Annotated in this window: 19 protein-coding genes; 13 read left to right on the top strand and 6 right to left on the bottom strand. The window is 67.7% G+C overall.

Annotation, left to right across the window (positions count from 1 at the left end; all coding sequences use genetic code 11):
- Positions 1-6 precede the first annotated feature (6 nt).
- From Q9R17_RS05490 to Q9R17_RS05500, 3 genes are all read left to right on the top strand, one after another.
- Positions 7-489 (top strand): YajQ family cyclic di-GMP-binding protein, encoded by a 483-nt coding sequence (locus Q9R17_RS05490; protein WP_308157427.1) that lies wholly within the window; start codon positions 7-9, stop codon positions 487-489.
- Between the two features lie 103 nt (positions 490-592).
- Entirely contained in the window at positions 593-1,189 is a 597-nt protein-coding gene (locus tag Q9R17_RS05495) for a DUF1415 domain-containing protein (protein ID WP_308157428.1), read from the top strand.
- Positions 1,186-1,989: an SDR family oxidoreductase gene (locus tag Q9R17_RS05500; protein WP_308157429.1), complete on the top strand. Its 804-nt coding sequence runs from the start codon at positions 1,186-1,188 to the stop codon at positions 1,987-1,989. The genes Q9R17_RS05495 and Q9R17_RS05500 overlap by 4 nt, the downstream gene beginning before the upstream one ends.
- A gap of 106 nt (positions 1,990-2,095) precedes the next feature.
- Here Q9R17_RS05500 and Q9R17_RS05505 read toward each other — a convergent pair whose 3' ends face one another.
- Positions 2,096-4,132, bottom strand: a complete 2,037-nt coding sequence (locus tag Q9R17_RS05505; RefSeq protein ID WP_308157430.1) for a M3 family metallopeptidase — start codon at positions 4,130-4,132, stop codon at positions 2,096-2,098.
- 155 nt (positions 4,133-4,287) lie between these two features.
- On the opposite strand from Q9R17_RS05505, the gene Q9R17_RS05510 reads away from it, so the two are divergent.
- Positions 4,288-4,683 carry a hypothetical protein gene (locus Q9R17_RS05510; protein ID WP_308157431.1) on the top strand — a complete coding sequence of 132 codons (396 nt, stop codon included), beginning with the start codon at positions 4,288-4,290 and terminating at the stop codon, positions 4,681-4,683.
- A gap of 60 nt (positions 4,684-4,743) precedes the next feature.
- On the opposite strand, the gene Q9R17_RS05515 is transcribed toward Q9R17_RS05510, so the two are convergent.
- Positions 4,744-5,853 carry a PLP-dependent cysteine synthase family protein gene (locus tag Q9R17_RS05515; RefSeq protein WP_308157432.1) on the bottom strand — a complete coding sequence of 370 codons (1,110 nt, stop codon included), beginning with the start codon at positions 5,851-5,853 and terminating at the stop codon, positions 4,744-4,746.
- A 119-nt stretch (positions 5,854-5,972) separates the two neighbouring features.
- Between Q9R17_RS05515 and gloA the strand changes: the two genes are divergently transcribed.
- Together gloA and Q9R17_RS05525 are read left to right on the top strand one after the other, a co-directional pair.
- Complete coding sequence (gene gloA / locus Q9R17_RS05520; RefSeq protein WP_308157433.1) at positions 5,973-6,491, top strand: lactoylglutathione lyase; 519 nt, start codon at positions 5,973-5,975, stop codon at positions 6,489-6,491.
- 90 nt (positions 6,492-6,581) lie between these two features.
- Complete coding sequence (locus tag Q9R17_RS05525) at positions 6,582-7,010, top strand: VOC family protein (RefSeq protein WP_308157434.1); 429 nt, start codon at positions 6,582-6,584, stop codon at positions 7,008-7,010.
- 65 nt (positions 7,011-7,075) lie between these two features.
- Here the strand turns inward: Q9R17_RS05525 and Q9R17_RS05530 are convergent, their stop codons facing one another.
- The 4 genes from Q9R17_RS05530 to glmS form a co-directional block, all read right to left on the bottom strand.
- Positions 7,076-7,507 carry a CBS domain-containing protein gene (locus tag Q9R17_RS05530; protein WP_308157435.1) on the bottom strand — a complete coding sequence of 144 codons (432 nt, stop codon included), beginning with the start codon at positions 7,505-7,507 and terminating at the stop codon, positions 7,076-7,078.
- Between the two features lie 405 nt (positions 7,508-7,912).
- Positions 7,913-8,302 carry a hypothetical protein gene (locus tag Q9R17_RS05535; RefSeq protein WP_308157436.1) on the bottom strand — a complete coding sequence of 130 codons (390 nt, stop codon included), beginning with the start codon at positions 8,300-8,302 and terminating at the stop codon, positions 7,913-7,915.
- Positions 8,303-8,359: 57 nt separating this feature from the next.
- Positions 8,360-8,728, bottom strand: a complete 369-nt coding sequence (locus Q9R17_RS05540; RefSeq protein ID WP_308157437.1) for a DUF4288 domain-containing protein — start codon at positions 8,726-8,728, stop codon at positions 8,360-8,362.
- Between the two features lie 119 nt (positions 8,729-8,847).
- Complete coding sequence (gene glmS, locus Q9R17_RS05545) at positions 8,848-10,677, bottom strand: glutamine--fructose-6-phosphate transaminase (isomerizing) (protein ID WP_308157438.1); 1,830 nt, start codon at positions 10,675-10,677, stop codon at positions 8,848-8,850.
- Between the two features lie 212 nt (positions 10,678-10,889).
- Here glmS and Q9R17_RS05550 point away from each other — a divergent pair, with 212 nt between their 5' ends.
- From Q9R17_RS05550 to Q9R17_RS05580, 7 genes are all read left to right on the top strand, one after another.
- A complete protein-coding gene (locus Q9R17_RS05550; protein ID WP_308157439.1) occupies positions 10,890-12,170 on the top strand; it encodes an efflux RND transporter periplasmic adaptor subunit in 1,281 nt (426 codons plus the stop codon).
- 37 nt (positions 12,171-12,207) lie between these two features.
- Positions 12,208-12,930, top strand: coding sequence for an ABC transporter ATP-binding protein (locus Q9R17_RS05555; RefSeq protein WP_308157440.1), 723 nt, complete (start codon positions 12,208-12,210; stop codon positions 12,928-12,930).
- A 10-nt stretch (positions 12,931-12,940) separates the two neighbouring features.
- Positions 12,941-14,242, top strand: a complete 1,302-nt coding sequence (locus Q9R17_RS05560) for an ABC transporter permease (protein WP_308157441.1) — start codon at positions 12,941-12,943, stop codon at positions 14,240-14,242.
- Positions 14,243-14,264: 22 nt separating this feature from the next.
- Complete coding sequence (locus Q9R17_RS05565) at positions 14,265-15,479, top strand: FtsX-like permease family protein (protein WP_308157442.1); 1,215 nt, start codon at positions 14,265-14,267, stop codon at positions 15,477-15,479.
- A gap of 1 nt (position 15,480) precedes the next feature.
- A complete protein-coding gene (locus tag Q9R17_RS05570; protein WP_308157443.1) occupies positions 15,481-15,882 on the top strand; it encodes a PDZ domain-containing protein in 402 nt (133 codons plus the stop codon).
- Positions 15,883-16,024: 142 nt separating this feature from the next.
- Positions 16,025-17,371: a sigma-54 dependent transcriptional regulator gene (locus tag Q9R17_RS05575; protein WP_308157444.1), complete on the top strand. Its 1,347-nt coding sequence runs from the start codon at positions 16,025-16,027 to the stop codon at positions 17,369-17,371.
- Complete coding sequence (locus tag Q9R17_RS05580; protein WP_308157445.1) at positions 17,368-18,717, top strand: ATP-binding protein; 1,350 nt, start codon at positions 17,368-17,370, stop codon at positions 18,715-18,717. The genes Q9R17_RS05575 and Q9R17_RS05580 overlap by 4 nt, the downstream gene beginning before the upstream one ends.
- Positions 18,718-18,727 lie beyond the last annotated feature (10 nt).

Below are 18,727 nucleotides of genomic sequence, written 5' to 3' on the forward strand. Positions count from 1 at the left end.
GCCCCCATGCCGTCCTTCGACGTTGTGTCCGAAGTCGACACCCACGAGCTGACCAACGCCATCGACCAGGCCAACCGCGAACTGGCGACCCGCTTCGACTTCAAGGGCGTGGAAGCGAAGTTCGAGCGCGACGGCGATGTCATCACCCAGAGCGCGCCGACCGAGTTCCAGCTCAAGCAGATGAACGACATCCTGCGCGCGCGCCTGGCCGCCCGTGGCATCGACGTGCTGAGCCTGGAGTTCGGCGACATCGAGACCAACCTGGCCCAGGCCCGGCAGAAGATCACCGTCAAGCAGGGCATCGAGCAGAAGGTCGCCAAGAAGATCGCCGCGGCGCTGAAGGACGCCAAGCTGAAGGTGGAAAGCCAGATCAACGGCGACAAGCTGCGCGTGCAGGGCAAGAAGCGCGACGATCTGCAGGACGCCATTGCCGTGCTCAAGGCCGGCAAGTTCGAGCTGCCGCTGCAGTTCAACAACTTCCGCGACTGACGGCGCCGCCGGGCAAGGCCCGGCACTGCCCGCGACAGCGGCACGACGGCGCGTTGCCAGCGACGCGCCTACAATGGCGGCCCTGCCAGCCGACGTGCCCGCCATGACCGATTCCGCTCTCCCCGCCGACAGCATGTCCCCCGACGGCACGCCGGCCGAAGATCCGATCCTCGCCACCCGCCAGTGGCTGGAACGCATCGTCATCGGCCTGAACCTGTGCCCGTTCGCCAAGGCCGTGTACGTGAAGGAACAGGTGCGCTTCGTGCTCAGCGACGCCACCACGCCCGAAGCCCTGGTGGAGGAACTGGCCGAGGAACTGGTGCTGCTGCGCGACACTCCCGCCGAGCAGATCGATACCACGCTGATCGTGCACCCGCACGTGCTGGCCGATTTCCTGGACTACAACGATTTCCTCGACAATGCCGATGCGGCGATCGAGGCGCTGGACCTGCAGGGCATCCTGCAGGTGGCCAGCTTCCATCCGGACTACCAGTTCGATGGCGTGTCCGCCGACGACGCCAGCAACTACACCAACCGCGCGCCCTACCCCACCCTGCACCTGCTGCGCGAAGACAGCGTGGCCCGGGCGGTGGAAGCCTTCCCGGACCCGGACGTGATCGTCGAGCGCAACATCCAGACCCTGGACCGGATCGGCGTGGAAGGCTGGTTCCGCCGCCTGCGCGGGCAGGACCAGTCATGACCGCCGTGCCCGGCATCGCCGCCTGGCCGGCCACGCCGCTGGACGGCAAGGTGGTGCTGGTGACCGGCGGCGCCAACGGCGTGGGCCGCGGCATCGCCCAGGCGGTGCTGGGGGCCGGGGGCCGGGTGGTCATCGGTGATCTGGACGTGGAGGCCGGCAACGCCTGCCTGGCCGACTGGCAGCGTGGGCAGGACGCCGTGTTCGAACGCCTGGACATCGCGGACGAAGACAGCGTGCGCGCCTTCATCGACGTGGCCCTGCAGCGCTTCGGCCGCCTCGACGGCCTGGTCAACAATGCCGGCATCGCCGCACCGCACGGCACGCCGCTGGCGCAGATGACGATCGATGAATGGCAGCGGCGGTTGTCGTCGCTGCACGGCGCGTTCCTGTGCAGCAAGCATGCGCTGCCGGCGCTGATCGACAGCGGTGCCGGTGCGATCATCAACGTGGCCTCCACCCGCGCGCGGCAGTCCGAACCGGACAGCGAAGCCTACGCGGCGGCCAAGGGCGGCCTGCTGGCCTTCACCCACGCGCTGGCCATCAGCGCCGGCCCGGTCGTGCGGGTCAACAGCATCAGCCCCGGCTGGATCAGCACCGCCGCCTGGCAGGCGCCCTCGCGCCGGCGCACGCCGGCCCTGTCCGCCACCGACCATGCCCAGCACCCGGTGGGCCGCGTCGGCCAGCCCGAGGACATCGGCGCGCTGGCGGTGTACCTGCTGTCATCGCTGTCCGGCTTCACCACCGGCCAGGATTTCGTCGTGGACGGCGGCATGACCCGCAAGATGATCTACGCCGAGTAACCGGCACCTCATCCACGCCACGGGCGGTGGGAAAGTAGATCCACGCCCTGCGTGGATGACGGTCATGTGCCAACCAGGGTTGGCACATGCCCCCGCATGCGCTGGCTCAGGCCATGCCCGAATGGCGCAGCAACGCATCGATCTGCGGCGCGCGCCCACGGAACGCCTGGAAGTTTTCCGCCGCGCTGCGGCTGCCCCCCCGCCCCAGCACTTCATCGCGGAAACGCTTGCCGGTCTCGGCCAGCGCGCCCGGCGCCTCCTCGAACGCGGCATAGGCATCGGCGCTGAGTACTTCGGCCCACTTGTAGCTGTAGTACCCCGCTGCGTAGCCACCGGCGAAGATATGGCTGAACTGGTGCGGGAAGCGGTTCCAGGCCGGCGGGTGGTTCACCGCCACCTCGGCGCGCACGCGGTCCAGCAGCGCCAGCACGCTGTCCTGGGCCGGTTCGAACTGGCTGTGCAGCAGCATGTCGAACAGGCCGAATTCCAACTGGCGCACGGTCGCCATGCCGCTGTGGAAGTTGCGCGCGGCCAGCATGCGCTCGTACAGCGCGCGCGGCAGCGGCTCGCCACTGTCCACGTGCGCGGTCATGCCCTGCAGGTGGCCCCATTCCCAGCAGAAGTTCTCCATGAACTGGCTGGGCAGTTCCACCGCATCCCACTCCACGCCATTGATGCCGGCCACGCCCAGTTCGCCGATCCGGGTCAGCAGCTGGTGCAGGCCATGGCCCATTTCATGGAACAGCGTGGTCACTTCGTTGTGGCTGAAAGTGGCCGGCTTGCCCTCGGCGCCACGCCCGAAGTTGCACACCAGGTACACCAGCGGCGTCTGCACGCGGCCATCGGCGAACACCCGGCGGTTGCGGCAATCGTCCATCCACGCGCCGCCACGCTTGCCCGGGCGTGCGTACAGGTCCAGGTAGAACTGGCCCACCAGCGCCCCCTGCGCATCGACCAGGCGGAAGAAGCGCACGTCCTCCTGCCAGACCGGGGCCTGGTCGGGCTGCACCTGCAGGCCGTACAGCTGCGCGATGACCGAGAACAGTCCGGCCAGCACCTTCGGCTCGGTGAAGTACTGCTTCACTTCCTGCTCGGAGTAGCTGTAGCGCGCCTGGCGCAGCTTGTCGGCAGCGAAGGCCAGGTCCCAGGCCTGCAGCGTGTCCAGCCCCAGCTGCTCGCGGGCGAACTGCTCCAGCTCGGCGCGGTCCTTGCCGGCGAACGGCTTGGCACGTGCGGCCAGGTCGCGCAGGAAGCCGAGCACTTCGGCCGGGTCCCGCGCCATCTTGGTGGCCACCGAATACTCGGCATACGAGGCAAAGCCCAGCAACGCGGCCAGCTCGGCACGCAGCGCAAGAATGCGGTCGATGTTGCCGCTGTTGTCCAGCCCGTCATCGCCGAATTCAGACGCGCGCTGCGCGCTGGCACGGTAGAGGATCTCGCGCAGGTCGCGGTCCTCGGCATAGGTCTGCACCGGCAGGTAGCACGGCATCTGCAGGGTCAGCATCCAGCCTTCGCTGCCCTGTTTTTCCGCGGCCGCGCGCGCCGCCGCCTTCACGTCCTCGGGCAGGCCGGCCAGGCGCGCCGGGTCCTGCACCTGCAGCGACCACGCATCGGTGGCATCGAGCACGTTCTGCGAGAAGGTTGCCGACAGCGACGACAGTTCTTCCTTGATGGCGCTGAAGCGCGCCTGCTCGGCGGGCGCCAGCTCCGCGCCGCCCAGGCGGAAGTCGCGCAGGGTGTTGTCCAGCACCTTGCGGCGTGCGTCATCGTAGCCGGCCGCTTCCGGGCTGGCCGCCAGCGCCTGGTACTGGCGGAACAGCGCCAGGTTCTGGCCCAGCGCACTGGCAAAGCGGGTCACCCGCGGCAGGTTCTGGTTGTAGGCCTCACGCAGTTCCGGCGTGTTGACCACGCCCTGCAGGTGGCCCACCTGGCCCCAGGCCCGCCACAGGCGCTCGGTCGCATCGTCCAGCGGCGCAACGAAGGTATCCCAGCGCACCGGCTGCACCTGCTCGGCCGCCTTCACGGCCGCCTCGGCCTGGGCCAACAGGGCATCCAGCGCCGGGCCGATGTGCTCGGGGCGGATCGCATCGAAGCGCGGCAGGCCGGAAAAATCGAGCAGGGGGTTGGCAGCGGTCACGGGCATCTCCAGCAACGGTGGATCGGGGGAATAGGCTGGATATGGCACTGCCGGCGCGCCCGCGCAAGGGGGACGGCCCACACGTTCACGCGGGCCTTACGTCATCCCGCTGAAGCTGGCCGCGCGGGGGAGCCGCAACAGGACATGCCTGGAGGCATCACATGGATGCGTTTGCGTCTGTTCCCCCCACGCTGGGCCTGGCCTTGTCGGCCAGCGCCGTCGAGCTGGCCTGGATCGCTGCACTGTGCGACGCCGGCGACGATGCCGGGCGCCACCTGGACCAGCTGCAGCGCCTGCAACGCCAGGCCGGCCATTTCAGCGATGACCAGGTGTGGTACCCGTACGAAGTGATCGAACGCGGCGCCAGCCAGCTGCACCCGGGCCATGAGCGCGAATTCGTGATCTGCCTGCTGCTGTGGCTGCAGGCACTGGCCCAGGGCCGCGCCACCGGGCTGGACCCGCGCCTGCACCTGGACGATCGCGCGATGGACATCGAGGCCCTGCCCGACAGCCTGCGCGACGCGGTGGTCGATGCGTTCGTGGCCGCGGGGTATTAGGCGGGACGGCGGCAGCGTCGGCGGCCGGTCGACGACCGCGCCCAGTGCGGGATGTTCCGCTCAGAGGCCTTCCAGGCTGCAGGTCGGCAGCACCGGCAGCCCCTGCCCGGCCACGGCGGCAGCCAGCTGCGCATCGGCAGCCTCCACATCGATGCCCTGGCGGGCATACCAGGCCGGATCGTAATAGCTGTGCGCATAGCGCTCGCCGGCATCGCACAGGATGCTGACGATGCTGCCGGTACGCCCGGCCGCCCGCATCCACTGCGCCGCCTGCAGCACGCCGATGAAGTTGGTGCCGGTGGAGCCCCCCACGCGGCGGCCCAGCTGGCGGCTGACATGGCGCATCGCGGCCAGGCTCAGGGCATCGGGCACCTTCACCATCGCATCCACGCAGGTGGGAATGAAGCTCGACTCCACCCGCGGCCGGCCGATGCCCTCCACCCGCGAGCCCCCTTCGCAGGTCAGCTCGCGCCATGGCGCACCGGCCACCGCAGCGCGGTAACCTTCGAAGAACACCGAGATTTCCGGGTCCGCGCACAGGATGCGCGTGTCATGGCGGCGGTAGCTCACGTAACGGCCCAGCGTGGCCGCGGTGCCACCGGTGCCGGGGCTGCAGACGATCCATTCCGGCACCGGGCTGGGTTCTTCGGCCATCTGCTTGAAGATCGATTCGGCGATGTTGTTGTTGGCCCGCCAGTCGGTGGCCCGCTCGGCATAGGTGAACTGGTCCATGAAGTGGCCGCCGGTCTGGCGGGCCAGCTTTTCCGAATCGCAGTTCAGGTCGCACGCCCGCTCGACCAGATGGCAGCGGCCACCATGGAACTCGATCGCGGCGATCTTCTCCGGCGAGGTGGTCGCCGGCATCACGGCAATGAACGGCAGGCCCAGCAGGCGGGCGAAGTAGGCTTCGGATACGGCCGTGGAACCGCTGGATGCTTCGATCACCGGCCGCCCCTCGCGCAGCCAGCCATTGGCCAGCGCATACAGGAACAGCGAACGCGCCAGCCGGTGCTTGAGGCTGCCGGTGGGGTGGCTGGATTCATCCTTCAGGTAGGCATCGATGCCATCGAACCCGGGCAGCGCCAGTGGAATCAGGTGGGTGTCGGCGGAGCGGTTGAAATCGGCTTCGATCTTGCGGATGGCAGCGGCCACCCATTCACGCTGGGACATGGCGGAATGTGGTCCGGACAGAACGGTCGTTGCGCCATTGTACGTCGCCGTCCCGTCAGCTGCCCGCCGCTACAATGGCCCGTCCGGCCACTGATGGCCCTTTCCCCCAAGGTTCCCCCATGACCCTGCCCGCCCTGCGCGATGTGCCCGGCGTGACCGCCCAGGCCCCGGCCGAAACCGCCGGTTTCGTGTTCAACCACACCATGCTGCGCGTGAAGGACAGTGCTGCCTCGCTGGACTTCTACACCCGCGTGCTGGGCTACCAGCTGATCGACAAGCGCGACTTCCCGGAGGCCCAGTTCAGCCTGTACTTCCTGGCCTACGTGCCGGCCGGCGTGGCCGTGCCGGAAGACGATGCCGCCCGCCGCCTATGGATGGCCGGCCTGCCGGGCGTGCTGGAGCTGACCCACAACCACGGCACCGAAACCCAGGACGGCCCGGTCTACCACGACGGCAACAGCGATCCGCGCGGCTTCGGCCACATCTGCGTGTCGGTGCCGGACATCGAGGCGGCCTGCAAGCGCTTTGACGACCTGGGCGTGGCCTACCAGAAGCGCCTGACCGACGGCCGCATGAAGAACCTGGCCTTCATCAAGGACCCGGACGGCTACTGGGTGGAAATCATCGCCAACGCCTGACCCCGGCGGGGGACGGCGCCTGCACGCCGGGTCTGGCATGCTGCCGGACACGCGCGTGGATCCGCGCTGTCCCCTGTTCACGAGGTAGGCATGGAAACGATGGAACTGCACCGCGGCCGCCTGATCGACCACCTGCAGCTGGTGGTCGCCGACCTGGCGGCCAGCCGCCGCTTCTACCAGGCGGTCTTCGATGTCATCGGCATACCGCTGGGTGGCGAAGGGCCGGATTTCTTCTGGGCCGATGAGCTGTTTGTTTCCAGCGCCAGCAGCGAGGCCGCCGCCGGCCGGCTGACCGGCCGCCACCACCTGGCCTTCCAGGCCCGCGATGCGGCCACGGTCGATGCGTTTCACGTCGCCGCGCTGGCCGCCGGTGGCACCGACAACGGCGCACCGGGCGAGCGCCCCTACCATCCCGGCTACTACGGCGCGTTCGTGCTCGACCCGGATGGCAACAACATCGAAGTGGTCTACCACGGCCCGGCACACTACAGCGCCGATTCGGTGAAGGTCACGTTCTGAACGCGCCAGCGCCTTGAACGCAGAAGCCGGGCGATGCCCGGCTTCGTTTCATCCGCAGGTGGCGCTCAGTGCGCGGCCATGTAGATGTCCTGCAGCACCGCCTTTTCCAGTTCCAGCTCGCTCAGCAGGTTCTTGACGATGTCGCCCAGGCTGATGATGCCGACCAGGCGCGATTCTTCGGTGACCATCAGGTGGCGGTGACGCGAGTACGTCATCAGCGCCATCGCCTGCTTGAGGGTGGCTTCCGGGGCGATGCCTTCCAGGCCGGCCGAGGGCAGCGTCGCGATCACGCGGCGCCCGGCCTGCGGGCCATCGTCGGCCAGGGTACGCACGATGTCCTTCTCGGAAATGATACGCACGGGGGCATCGTCCTTCACCACCACCAGGGCAGCGATCTTGTGCGCGCTCATCTTGTGCGCGGCAGCGCCGATCGTGTCTTCCACATCGATGGTGACGATGGCTTCTTTCTTGGATTGCAGGAGTTCGCGGACGTTCATTCTTGTTTCCTGGTACAGGCTACTGAAGTCGAAAGTGTGCCCCTCCGATTCGCCCCCACCCTGGCGACGGACCGTCCAGCGCACGTCTGTTACACGTCGCTGTCTCGGGTTTCCCTTCGGCGAACGAAGTGCTGCATCGCGAACGAGGGCCGTTGCAGATGACCTGCGGCGTCCTCGGTCAATTCGATTCTACGACTGCCCCCAGCACCGGTCGTCGGCATTTCTGGGACGGTTCGTCGCGGGAACCGGCTGACGATCCAGAGAATGGCACCAGGAAGAAAACCGAGGCTGAATGGCACCGGGAAAACACGCTCAAGGCCCTCCGGCGGGGGTCGATAAGGCCCATCGGCCGCCCACTGTTGGCGGCCCTTCACACTCCGGTCCGGCGACGCCCGGGCCCGGCCCTTATTCCACGTCGTCGGGCAGCAGCTCGAAGGCCACGTGGAACGGCGCCTGCGGGGGCGCGAAGACGGTCTTGCCGGTGAGTTCGTGCTTCATGCAGGCCACCAGCGCCGGTTCGCCCTGCCCCCAGGCTTTGCCGACCTTGCCGCGTGCGTCGAGCTGCAGCACCACGGTAAACACCGGCGGCACGCGCTCGGTGCGCTTGGGTAGGCAAACCTGCAACGCCTTGCCGCCGGCCTCGCCCAGATTGCCGATCATGATCGTCGACGCGGCCGCATCCAGGCTGGCTTCCTCGCGCCAGGCCACGTCACGCGCCTGCGCATAGCCGGCATCGGTATGGGGGGCAGGTGCTGCAGGAGACGTTGCAGCGGCGGCAAGCAGCATCCAGAGCATGGGGACCTCTACGCGGTGGCGATGAACGATGGCAGTGCCAGCCTAGCGGAAACCGGTCTACTCGCGATACACAACCGCAACCGGATCGCCAGACGCAAGGCTCAGTACATCCGCAAGGCTCTCGACGTCGAAAGCGGAATAGGTCACTTCGACCCCCGAGGCGGCATCCACGCCAAAGTCTTCCACGCCGGATTCGATGGAGATCAGCTTTCTCACGCCGGCAAAAACGTATTCCGCTTTCCGCCCGTCGATCTCCAGCTGGCTATCCCCACCCAACTGCTCGTATTCGGCAGCAATGGCAGCGGCCGCACGCATTGCCTGTTCCTCCGCTGGCGCAGAGATCAGGTAGACATTCTCATGTACAGGATAGGAATCCTGCCCGTCGTACCGGTAGTAGAAAATTGCGTGCGCGCAGTACCACATCATTCACCCCAACCGTTGGCTTGATGTCGGCGGCAGCAGCGCACGGTCCGCGCCCTGCAGCTGAGGCTGCGTCAAACGGCAGGGGCAGCGTCGAAAATGACACTGTCCCTGCCGCGCGGCGATCATTCCACCGTCACGCTCTTGGCCAGGTTGCGCGGCTTGTCCACGTCGGTGCCGCGCGCCAGCGCGGTGTGGTAGGCCAGCAGCTGCACCGGAATCGTGTGCACGATCGGGCTGAGCACGCCGGCATGGCGCGGCGTACGGATGACATGCACACCGGCCGATTCATGGAAGTTGCTGTCCTGGTCGGCGAACACGAACAGCTCGCCCCCACGCGCGCGCACTTCCTGCATGTTGGATTTCACCTTCTCCAGCAGGCTGTCGTTCGGGGCGATCACCACCACCGGCATCTGCTCGTCCACCAGCGCCAGCGGGCCGTGCTTCAGCTCGCCGGCCGGGTAGGCCTCGGCATGGATGTAGGAGATTTCCTTGAGCTTGAGCGAGCCTTCCAGCGCGATCGGGTAGTGCAGGCCACGGCCCAGGAACAGCGCGTTGGACTTGCGCGCGAACTGCTCGGCCCAGGCGGCAATCTGCGGCTCCAGGTTCAGCGCATGCTGCACGCTGCCCGGCAGGAAGCGCAGCTGCTCCAGGTAATCGGCTTCCTGCGCTTCATCGATGCGGCCATGCAGCTTGCCCAGCACCACGGTCAGCTGGAACAGCGCGGCCAGCTGGGTGGTGAAGGCCTTGGTCGAGGCCACGCCGATCTCGGCACCGGCACGGGTGTAGCAGACCAGTTCGCTGGCACGCGGAATCGCGCTTTCCGGCACGTTGCAGATCGACAGGGTGTGCTTGTGGCCCAGCGACTTGGCGTACTTCAACGCTTCCATCGTATCCAGCGTTTCGCCGGACTGGGAAATGGTGACGATCAGGTGCTTGGGGTTCGCATAGGCGGCGCGGTAGCGGTACTCGCTGGCGATATCCACGGTGCACGGCAGGCCGGCGATGGCTTCGATCCAGTAGCGCGCGGTCATGCCGGCGTAGTAGCTGGTGCCGCACGCCAGGATCTGCACGCCCTCGATGCCCGACAGCACGGCATGGGCGTTCTTGCCGAACAGCTCGGCCGGGAAGCCACCGGCGTCGATCGCCGCTTCGATGGTGTCACCCAGCGCGCGCGGCTGTTCGTGGATTTCCTTCTGCATGAAGTGGCGGTACGGGCCCAGCTCCAGCGAGGCCAGCGACACGTCGGACAGGTGCAGGTCGCGCACCACCGGCTGGTCGTTGCCATCGAAGACCTGCACGCCGTCGCGGCGCACGTCCACGGTGTCGCCCTCTTCCAGGAAGATGACCTTGCGGGTGGCCGAGATGATGGCCGACACGTCCGACGCCACGAAGTTCTCGCCTTCACCCAGGCCGACCAGCAGCGGGCAGCCCATGCGCGCGCAGACGAAATGGTCCGGCTCGGCGCGGCTCATCACGGCCAGTGCGTAGGCGCCGGTCAGCTCCTTCACCGTGCGCTGCAGCGCGCCCAGCAGGTCGTCGCCGCCGGCCAGGTGGTGGTGGATCAGGTGCGCGATGACTTCGGTATCGGTCTGCGACTCGAAGGTGTAGCCCAGCGCGGTCAGCTTCTCGCGCTGCTCTTCGTGGTTCTCGATGATGCCGTTGTGCACCAGCGCCACGCCCTGGCTGATATGCGGATGGGCATTGGCTTCGGTCACGCCGCCATGGGTGGCCCAGCGCGTGTGGCCGATGCCCAGCACGGCGTTGAAGCCTTCGGCCTGCGCGGCGGTCGCCATTTCCGAAACACGCCCGGTACGCCGCACGCGGCGCACTTCCCGCTGGTCGACCACGGCGATGCCGGAAGAATCGTACCCGCGGTATTCCAGTCGCTTCAGTCCATCGATCAGGACAGGTACCACGTCACGATCCGCGATCGCGCCCACGATTCCACACATGCCAGCAGTTCCGTCAAAAGGAGTGCCCGCATTCTAGCCCGCGTGTCCGCCAGCGCCCCCCTGTCCGCTTAACGAAAGTGTCCGCTGCGGTGTCCGCGGACACCCGGACAGGCGACGCGGATTCACAACCCATTGAAATTACAGGGCATAAAAGTTGGCACGTTCCCTGCTTGGTACTGGGCAACTTGAGCGCAACCACCAGGCATCCCTCGATGATCCGCGACACCTCCGCCCAGGACCAGATCGTTTCCACCGCCAGCGCCACCGGCCGTGCGCCGGCAGCATGGCACCGCTACCGCTGGCCGGCCCTGGCCACCGTCGTCGTCCTGCTGGGCATCGGCTGGGCCGTGCACGGCTGGCTCAATGCCAGCCGCTCCTTCGACAGCAGCCGCGTGCGCATCGCCGAGGTGCAGCGCGGCGACCTGGTGCGTGACATCGCCGCCGACGGCCGCGTCATCGCCGCCAACAGCCCGGTGCTGTACGCGATCTCCGCCGGCACGGTGGACCTGAAGGTGGTCGCCGGTGACGTGGTGAAGAAGGACCAGGAGCTGGCGGTCATCGACAGCCCGGAGCTGCGCAGCAAGCTGGCCCAGGAACAGGCCACCCTGGCCGGCCTGGAAGCCGAAGCCAGCCGCGCCGCGCTCGATGCCACCCTGGCCCGCGCCAAGTCGCGCAAGGAAACCGACCAGGCCAGCATCGAACGCCAGGCCGCCGAGCGTGACCTGCAGCGCTACCAGCGTGGCTATGACGGCGGTGCGGTGCCGCAGATCGACCTGGCCAAGGCCAAGGACACCCTGAAAAAGGCCGACATCACCCTGGCCAATGCCAGCACCGACGCGCGCCTGCAGGGTCAGGGCGCTGACCTGGATGCCCGCAACAAGCGCCTGCTGGCCGACCGCCAGAAGGCCGTGGTGGCCGAAGTGCAGCGCCAGGTGGATGCGCTGACCCTGCGCGCCCCGTTCGACGGCCAGGTCGGCCAGGTGCAGGCGATCCAGCACACCAACCTGGCGGCCAACGCGCCGGTGCTGGGCGTGGTGGACCTGTCCAAGTTCGAAATCGAGATCAAGGTGCCGGAAAGCTTCGCCCGCGACCTGGCCATCGGCATGCCTGCGCAGCTGACCAGCGGCAGCGGCCAGCCGTTCCCGGGCGAGATCAGCGCGGTGTCGCCGGAAGTGGTCAACGGCGAGGTCAATGCCCGCGTGCGCTTCGCCGACAAGCAGCCGGAGGGCCTGCGCCAGAGCCAGCGCATGTCGGTGCGCGTGCTGCTCGATACCCGCAAGAACGTACTGAAGGTCGAGCGTGGCCCGTTCGTCGAACAGGGCAACGGCATCGTCTATGTGATGGATGGCCGCACTGCGGTGCGCCGCCAGGCCGAGCTGGGCGTGACCAGCCTGGGTGAAGTGGAAATCAAGTCCGGGCTGCAGGCGGGTGACCGCATCGTGGTCTCCGGCAGCGACCTGTTCAAGGACGCCGAACGCGTGACCGTCAACTGACCCCAACGAACACGACTTACGAGAGAGAGGACATCCCATGTACATGCTTGAAATGCGTTCGGTCGCCAAGGTGTTCCGCACCGAGCAGGTGGAAACCCATGCCCTGCGTTCGCTGGAGCTGCAGGTGAAGGAAGGCGAATTCGTGGCCGTCACCGGCCCGTCCGGTTCGGGCAAGACCACCTTCCTGAACATCGCCGGCCTGCTGGAAACCTTCACCAGCGGCACCTACATGCTCGACGGCCAGGACGTCAGCAAGCTCGGCGACGATGCACGCAGCCGCCTGCGCAACCAGAAGATCGGCTTCATCTTCCAGGGCTTCAACCTGATTCCCGACCTGAACCTGTTCGACAACGTCGACGTGCCGCTGCGCTACCGTGGCATGAGCGCGGCCGAGCGCCGCGAGCGCATCGAGAAGGCCCTGAGCCAGGTCGGCCTGGGCTCGCGCATGAAGCACTACCCCAATGAACTGTCCGGCGGCCAGCAGCAGCGTGCGGCCATCGCCCGCGCCCTGGCCGGCAGCCCGCGCCTGCTGCTGGCCGACGAACCGACCGGCAACCTGGACACGCAGATGGCACGTGGCGTGATGGAACTGCTGGAGGAGATCAACGCCGCCGGCACCACCATCGTCATGGTCACCCATGATCCGGAACTGGCCGCGCGCGCGCAGCGCAACGTGCACATCGTCGATGGCCAGGTCACCGACCTGGTGCGCGAACCGGTGCTGGCCACCCCGCGCCGCGTCGCTGCCGTCAACGAGTGAGGTCACGCCCATGTTCGCCTACTACGCCCGACTGGCGGTACGCAGTTTCCGCCGCAACAAGATCCTCACCGCGCTGATGGTGATCGCCATCGCGCTGGGCATCGGTGCGTCCATGACCACCCTGACCGTGTTCCATGTGCTGTCCGGCGACCCGATCCCGAGCAAGAGCGACCGCCTGTTCTACGTGCAGATCGACCCGCGCCCACGCGGTGGCTATGTGCTCGGCGATGAGCCGGAAGAGCAGATGACACGCTTCGATGCCGAAGCGCTGCTGCGCGATGCGCGTGCCGAACGGCAGGCGATGATGAGCGCCGGCGGTGCCACCATCGAACCCGGCAACAGCACGCTCAAGCCGTTCTCGGTGGACACGCGCTGGACCTCGGCCGATTTCTTCCCGATGTTCGAGGTGCCGATGCAGTACGGGCAGCCCTGGACGCGGGCCGATGACGATGCACGTGCGCGTGTGATCGTGCTGTCCAAGGCGCTGAACGACAAGCTGTTCCAGGGCGAGAACAGCGTCGGCCGCGACCTGCGCGTGGCCGGCCAGACCCTGCGCATCGTCGGCGTCACCAGGGAATGGAATCCGGAGCCGCACTTCTTCGACGTGACCACCGGCAACTTCGGCAAGGATGAAGACATCTACATGCCGATCTCCACCTCGATCGACCTGGAAATGGGCAGCAACGGCAACATCAACTGCTTCGGCGAAAACCCGAACACCAACAGCTATGCGCTCAATGCGCCGTGCTCGTGGCTGCAGTACTGGGCCGAAATGGACCCGTCCAAGGCCGAAGACTACCGCCAGTACCTGGCCAACTACTCGGCCCAGCAGCACCAGGCCGGCCGTTTCGAACGCCCCTCCAACGTCAAGCTGCTCAACGTGATGCAGTGGCTGGACTTCAAGGGCGCGGTGCCCAACGACGTGCGCCTGCAGATGTGGCTGGCGCTGGGCTTCCTGGGCGTGTGCCTGGTCAACACGGTCGGCCTGCTGCTGGCCAAGTTCCTGCGCCGCAGCGGCGAGATCGGCGTGCGCCGCGCCCTGGGCGCCAGCCGTGGCCAGATCTTCCTGCAGTGCCTGGTCGAGGCCGGTGCGGTGGGCGTGGTCGGCGGCGTGCTCGGCATCGGCCTGGCCCTGCTCGGCCTGTATGCCGTGCGCCAGCAGCCGGTGGACTACGCGCAGCTGGCCCACCTGGACAGCAGCATGCTGCTGCTGGCCATCGGCCTGACCCTGCTGGCCAGCCTCGCCGCCGGCTTCCTGCCCGCCTGGCGCGCCATGCAGGTCACTCCCGCCATCCAGCTCAAGTCGCAGTAAGCACTGCCTCCGAGGACACATCATGGACATCCGCCCCATCCTCAGCACGCTGCGCCGGCACAAGACCGCTGCCGCCCTGATCGTGCTGGAAATCGCGCTGACCTGCGCCATCGTCTGCAACGCGCTGTTCCTGGTCAGCCAGCGCGTGGACAAGATCAGCCTGCCCAGCGGGCTGGCCGAAAAAGAACTGGTGATGGTCCGCGTCAGCGGCATCGGCAAGCAGACCGACGCCATGGCCCGCACCCGCGAAGACCTGGCCTCGCTGCGCAACATCCCCGGCGTGACCAGCGTCAGCGTGGTCAACCAGCTGCCGTTCCGTTCCAGTTCCTCCAACAGTGGCCTGACCAACACCCCCGACCAGGAACGCCCGACCACCCACGTGGCGATGTACAGCATCGCCGAGGACGGCGCACGCACGCTGGGCCTGAACCTGACCGCCGGCCGTGACTTCCTGCCCGACGAGTACGTCGACCTGAGCGATGCCCTCAAGGGGGGCACGCAGAACATGACCGTGCCGGTCATCCTCAGCCAGGCCGCCGCCGCGAAGATGGAACGCGACGGCAACGCGCTGGGCAAGACGTACTACATGGGCAAGCAGGCACTGAAGGTGGTGGGCATCGTCGACTACCTGGCCACCCCGACCGGCTGGGGCGACAACACCACCGAATCGCTGATCCTGCCGGCACGCAATGTCTTCGGCAGCGGCATCTACATGCTGCGCACCGCGCCGGAACGCCGCCAGGAGGTGCTCAAGGCCGCACTGGCTGCACTGGAACGCAACGACCCGAACCGCCTGGTGCGCGAAAAGCTGACCTACGAGGAACAGCGTGCGGACTACTTCAAGAACGACCGGGCGATGGTCGGCCTGCTGACCACGGTCTGCGTGGCCCTGCTGGTGGTCACCGCGCTGGGCATCGTGGGCCTGGCCAGCTTCTGGGTGCAGCAGCGCAGCAAGCAGATCGGCATCCGCCGTGCACTGGGCGCTACCCGTGGCCAGGTCCTGCGTTACTTCCAGACCGAGAACTTCCTGCTGGCCACGCTGGGCATCGTGCTGGGCATGCTCGCGGCCTATGCCATCAACCTGGCACTGATGAACATGTACGAGTTGCCGCGCATGCCGCTGGTGTACCTGCCCATCGGCGCCGTGCTGCTGTGGCTGCTGGGCCAGATCGCGGTGTTCGGCCCGGCCCGTCGTGCCGCAGCCGTGCCGCCGGCCGTGGCCACCCGGGGCGCCTGAGATGAGGCGCCCCGTGCTGCCCGCACTGGCGCTGTGCCTGCTGGCCCTGGCCGCTCCGGCCCGGGCCGGCAGCGACCACGCCGCGGCATCGATGTCCTGGCACGCTGGCAACCGGCACCTGGCGCTGGCGTCGGAACAGCAGGTCGTGCAGGTCCACACGGCCCTGCCGGAAGGCCATTTCGGGCTGCGCGGCGGTGACCGCGTCCTGGCGGTCGATGGCCGCCCGGTGCGCGCCATCGACACGCTGGTCCAGGCGCTGGCCACCAGCAGCAAGGTCACGGTGCAGGTGAAGGTGCAGCGCCGTGGCCGCGACATCGTGGTGCCGGTGGCTACCGATGCCTGGCGCGCCGTGGCACCGCCCCCCGCGCCCGCAGCGCCTCCACCACCGCCGCCACCGCGCTGACCACCGGTGGCGGCCCTGTACCGCCACCGGTTTGGCTATATTGGGCAGGAGTGCGGCAGCGCCGGGCCCTGCCCGGCGGATCCGCCAGCCACACTGCATCCGCCTACACCGGGCATGGCCCGGTGCTACCAACGTTGACCCCATGCCCTCGATCCTGATCATCGACGACAATGCCAGCGTGGGAACCGCACTGGACGTGCTGTTCTCGCTGCACGACATCGACACCGTGCACGCCAGCACGCCGGCCGAAGGGCTGGCCGCACTCCAGGCACAGCCGGTGGACCTGGTGATCCAGGACATGAATTTCAGCGAGGACACCACCTCCGGCGAAGAAGGCGAAGCCCTGTTCGCGCAGATCCGCAGCCGCCACCCCGACCTGCCGGTGATCCTGCTGACCGCCTGGACCCACCTGAGCAGCGCGGTGGACCTGGTCAAGGCCGGTGCCGCCGACTACCTGGCCAAGCCCTGGGATGACCGCAAGCTGCTGACCACGGTCAACAACCTGCTGGAACTGTCCGAGGCCCGGCGCGAACTGGAGCAGCGCCGCCAGCGCGAGCAGCGCCAGCGCAGCGCACTGGAACACAGGTACGCGCTGTGCGGGGCGGTGTTTGCCGACCCCGCCAGTGAACGGGTGATCGCCCTGGCCTGCCAGGTCGCCCGTTCGGAACTGCCGGTACTGATCACCGGCCCCAACGGCGCCGGCAAGGAAAAGATCGCGCAGATCATCCAGGCCAACTCGCTGGTGGCCAAAGGCCCGTTCGTGGCCGTCAACTGCGGGGCCCTGCCCTCGGAACTGATCGAGGCCGAACTGTTCGGCGCCGAGGCCGGTGCCTACACCGGCGCCAACAAGGCCCGCGAAGGCAAGTTCGAAGCCGCCGACGGTGGCACGCTGTTCCTCGATGAAATCGGCAACCTCTCGCTGGGCGGGCAGATGAAGCTGCTGCGCGTGCTGGAAACCGGGCGCTTCGAGCGGCTCGGCTCCAACCGCGAGCGCCAGGTCAAGGTGCGCGTGGTCAGCGCCACCAATGCCGACCTGCCGGCGATGATCCGCGACGGCAGCTTCCGCGAAGACCTCTACTACCGCCTCAACACGGTTGAACTGGCGCTGCCACCGCTGGCCGAGCGCGCCGGTGACATCGTGCCGCTGGCCGAACGCTTCCTGACGGCCGGCAAGCCGCTGTCGGCCGCCGCCATCGCGGCGCTGCAGCGCCACGCCTGGCCGGGCAACGTGCGCGAACTGCGCAATGTCATCCAGCGTGCGGAACTGCTGGCCACCGGCGAGCGCATCGAAGTGGGCGACCTGAACCTGCCGCGTGCACCGGCGGCACCGCGCCCGGCCCCGAGCGCCGGCAATGATCCGGACCGCGAGCGCATCGAACAGGTACTGGCCCGCAACCACGGCATCATTGCCCAGGCCGCCGCCGAACTCGGACTGAGCCGGCAGGCGCTGTACCGGCGCATGGACCGCCACGGCATTCCCCGCGAATGAAGCGCAGTTCCTTCACCGCCCGCCTGTTCCTGCGCCTGCTGCCGGTGCTGGCGCTGGCCGCCGCATTGCCGTGGCTGCTCGCCTTCTGGCTGGACCATGGCTGGGTGGTGACGGCGCTGTCGACGCTGGTCCTGCTGTCGTTGATGTGGTGGAGCCTGCGCCGCGCCACCGCCCCGGTGCGCTCGCTGCTGCGCGCCCTGGCCGGCACCACCAGCAGTTACCGCGACGGCGAATACAACTTCGGCGTGCACTGGCCCGGCAATGACGAACTGGGCGACCTGGTGCAGGCCCACCGCGAACTGGGCGACGTGCTGCGTGCACAGCGCCAGGGCCTGGTGCAGCGCGAACTGCTGCTGGACACCATGGTGCAGAACACGCCCGTGGCGATGCTGCTGGTCGCCTCCGGCGGCGATGGCATTCCCCGCGTGGTGTTTTCCAACCTGGCCGCGCGCAAGCTGCTGCACGGTGGCTGGAAGCTGGAGGGCCAACGCCTGGAGGACCTGCTGGAGCAGGTGCCGGTCGAGCTGCGCGATGCGATCGCGCGCGGCGGTGACAGCCTGTTCTCGGTACGTGGCGAAGGCGAGGAGGGCGACGAGGATGACGAGCAGGTCTACCACCTCTCGCGCCGCGCGTTCCAGCTCAACGGCCGTCCGCATGACCTGCTGCTGGTACGCCTGCTGACCGCCGAGCTGCGCCGGCAGGAAGTGCAGACCTGGAAGAAGGTGATCCGGGTCATCAGCCATGAATTGAACAACTCACTGGCGCCCATCGCCTCGCTGGCCCATTCCGGGGGGGAGCTGGTCAAGCGCGAGCGTTACGACCGCCTGCCGGAGATCTTCAGCACGGTGGAAGACCGTGCGCGCCACCTGGAGGGCTTCATCCGGGGCTACGCGCGCTTTGCCAAGCTGCCGCATCCGCAGCTGCAGACAGTGCACTGGGCCCCCTTCCTGTCCAGCCTGCGGCAGCAGATTCCATTCGGCATGCCACAGGAGCCGGATGAGGAACTGTGCAGCCGCATCGATATCGCCCAGTTCGGCCAGGCGCTGCTGAACCTGTTGAAGAACGCCCATGAGGCGTGCGCGGAGGCGGACCCACCGAACGAGGATGTGCAGGTACAGCTGACGCGGTTGCCGCAGTGGCTGCGGCTGGACGTGCTCGACCGTGGCAAGGGCATGAACGAGCAGGTGCTGCAGAACGCATTGATGCCGTTCTATTCCACCAAGCGCAATGGCACGGGGCTGGGGCTGGCGTTGACGCGGGAGATCGTGGAAGCGCACGGCGGGCGCATTTCGCTGCAGAACCGCAGCGATGGTGGATTGTGCGTGTCGATCCTGCTGCCCGCGTGAGCACCGCGTT

Origin of the sequence: Stenotrophomonas sp. 24(2023) (assembly GCF_030913365.1) — a bacterium.
In the GTDB taxonomy this organism is placed as follows: Bacteria; Pseudomonadota; Gammaproteobacteria; order Xanthomonadales; family Xanthomonadaceae; genus Stenotrophomonas.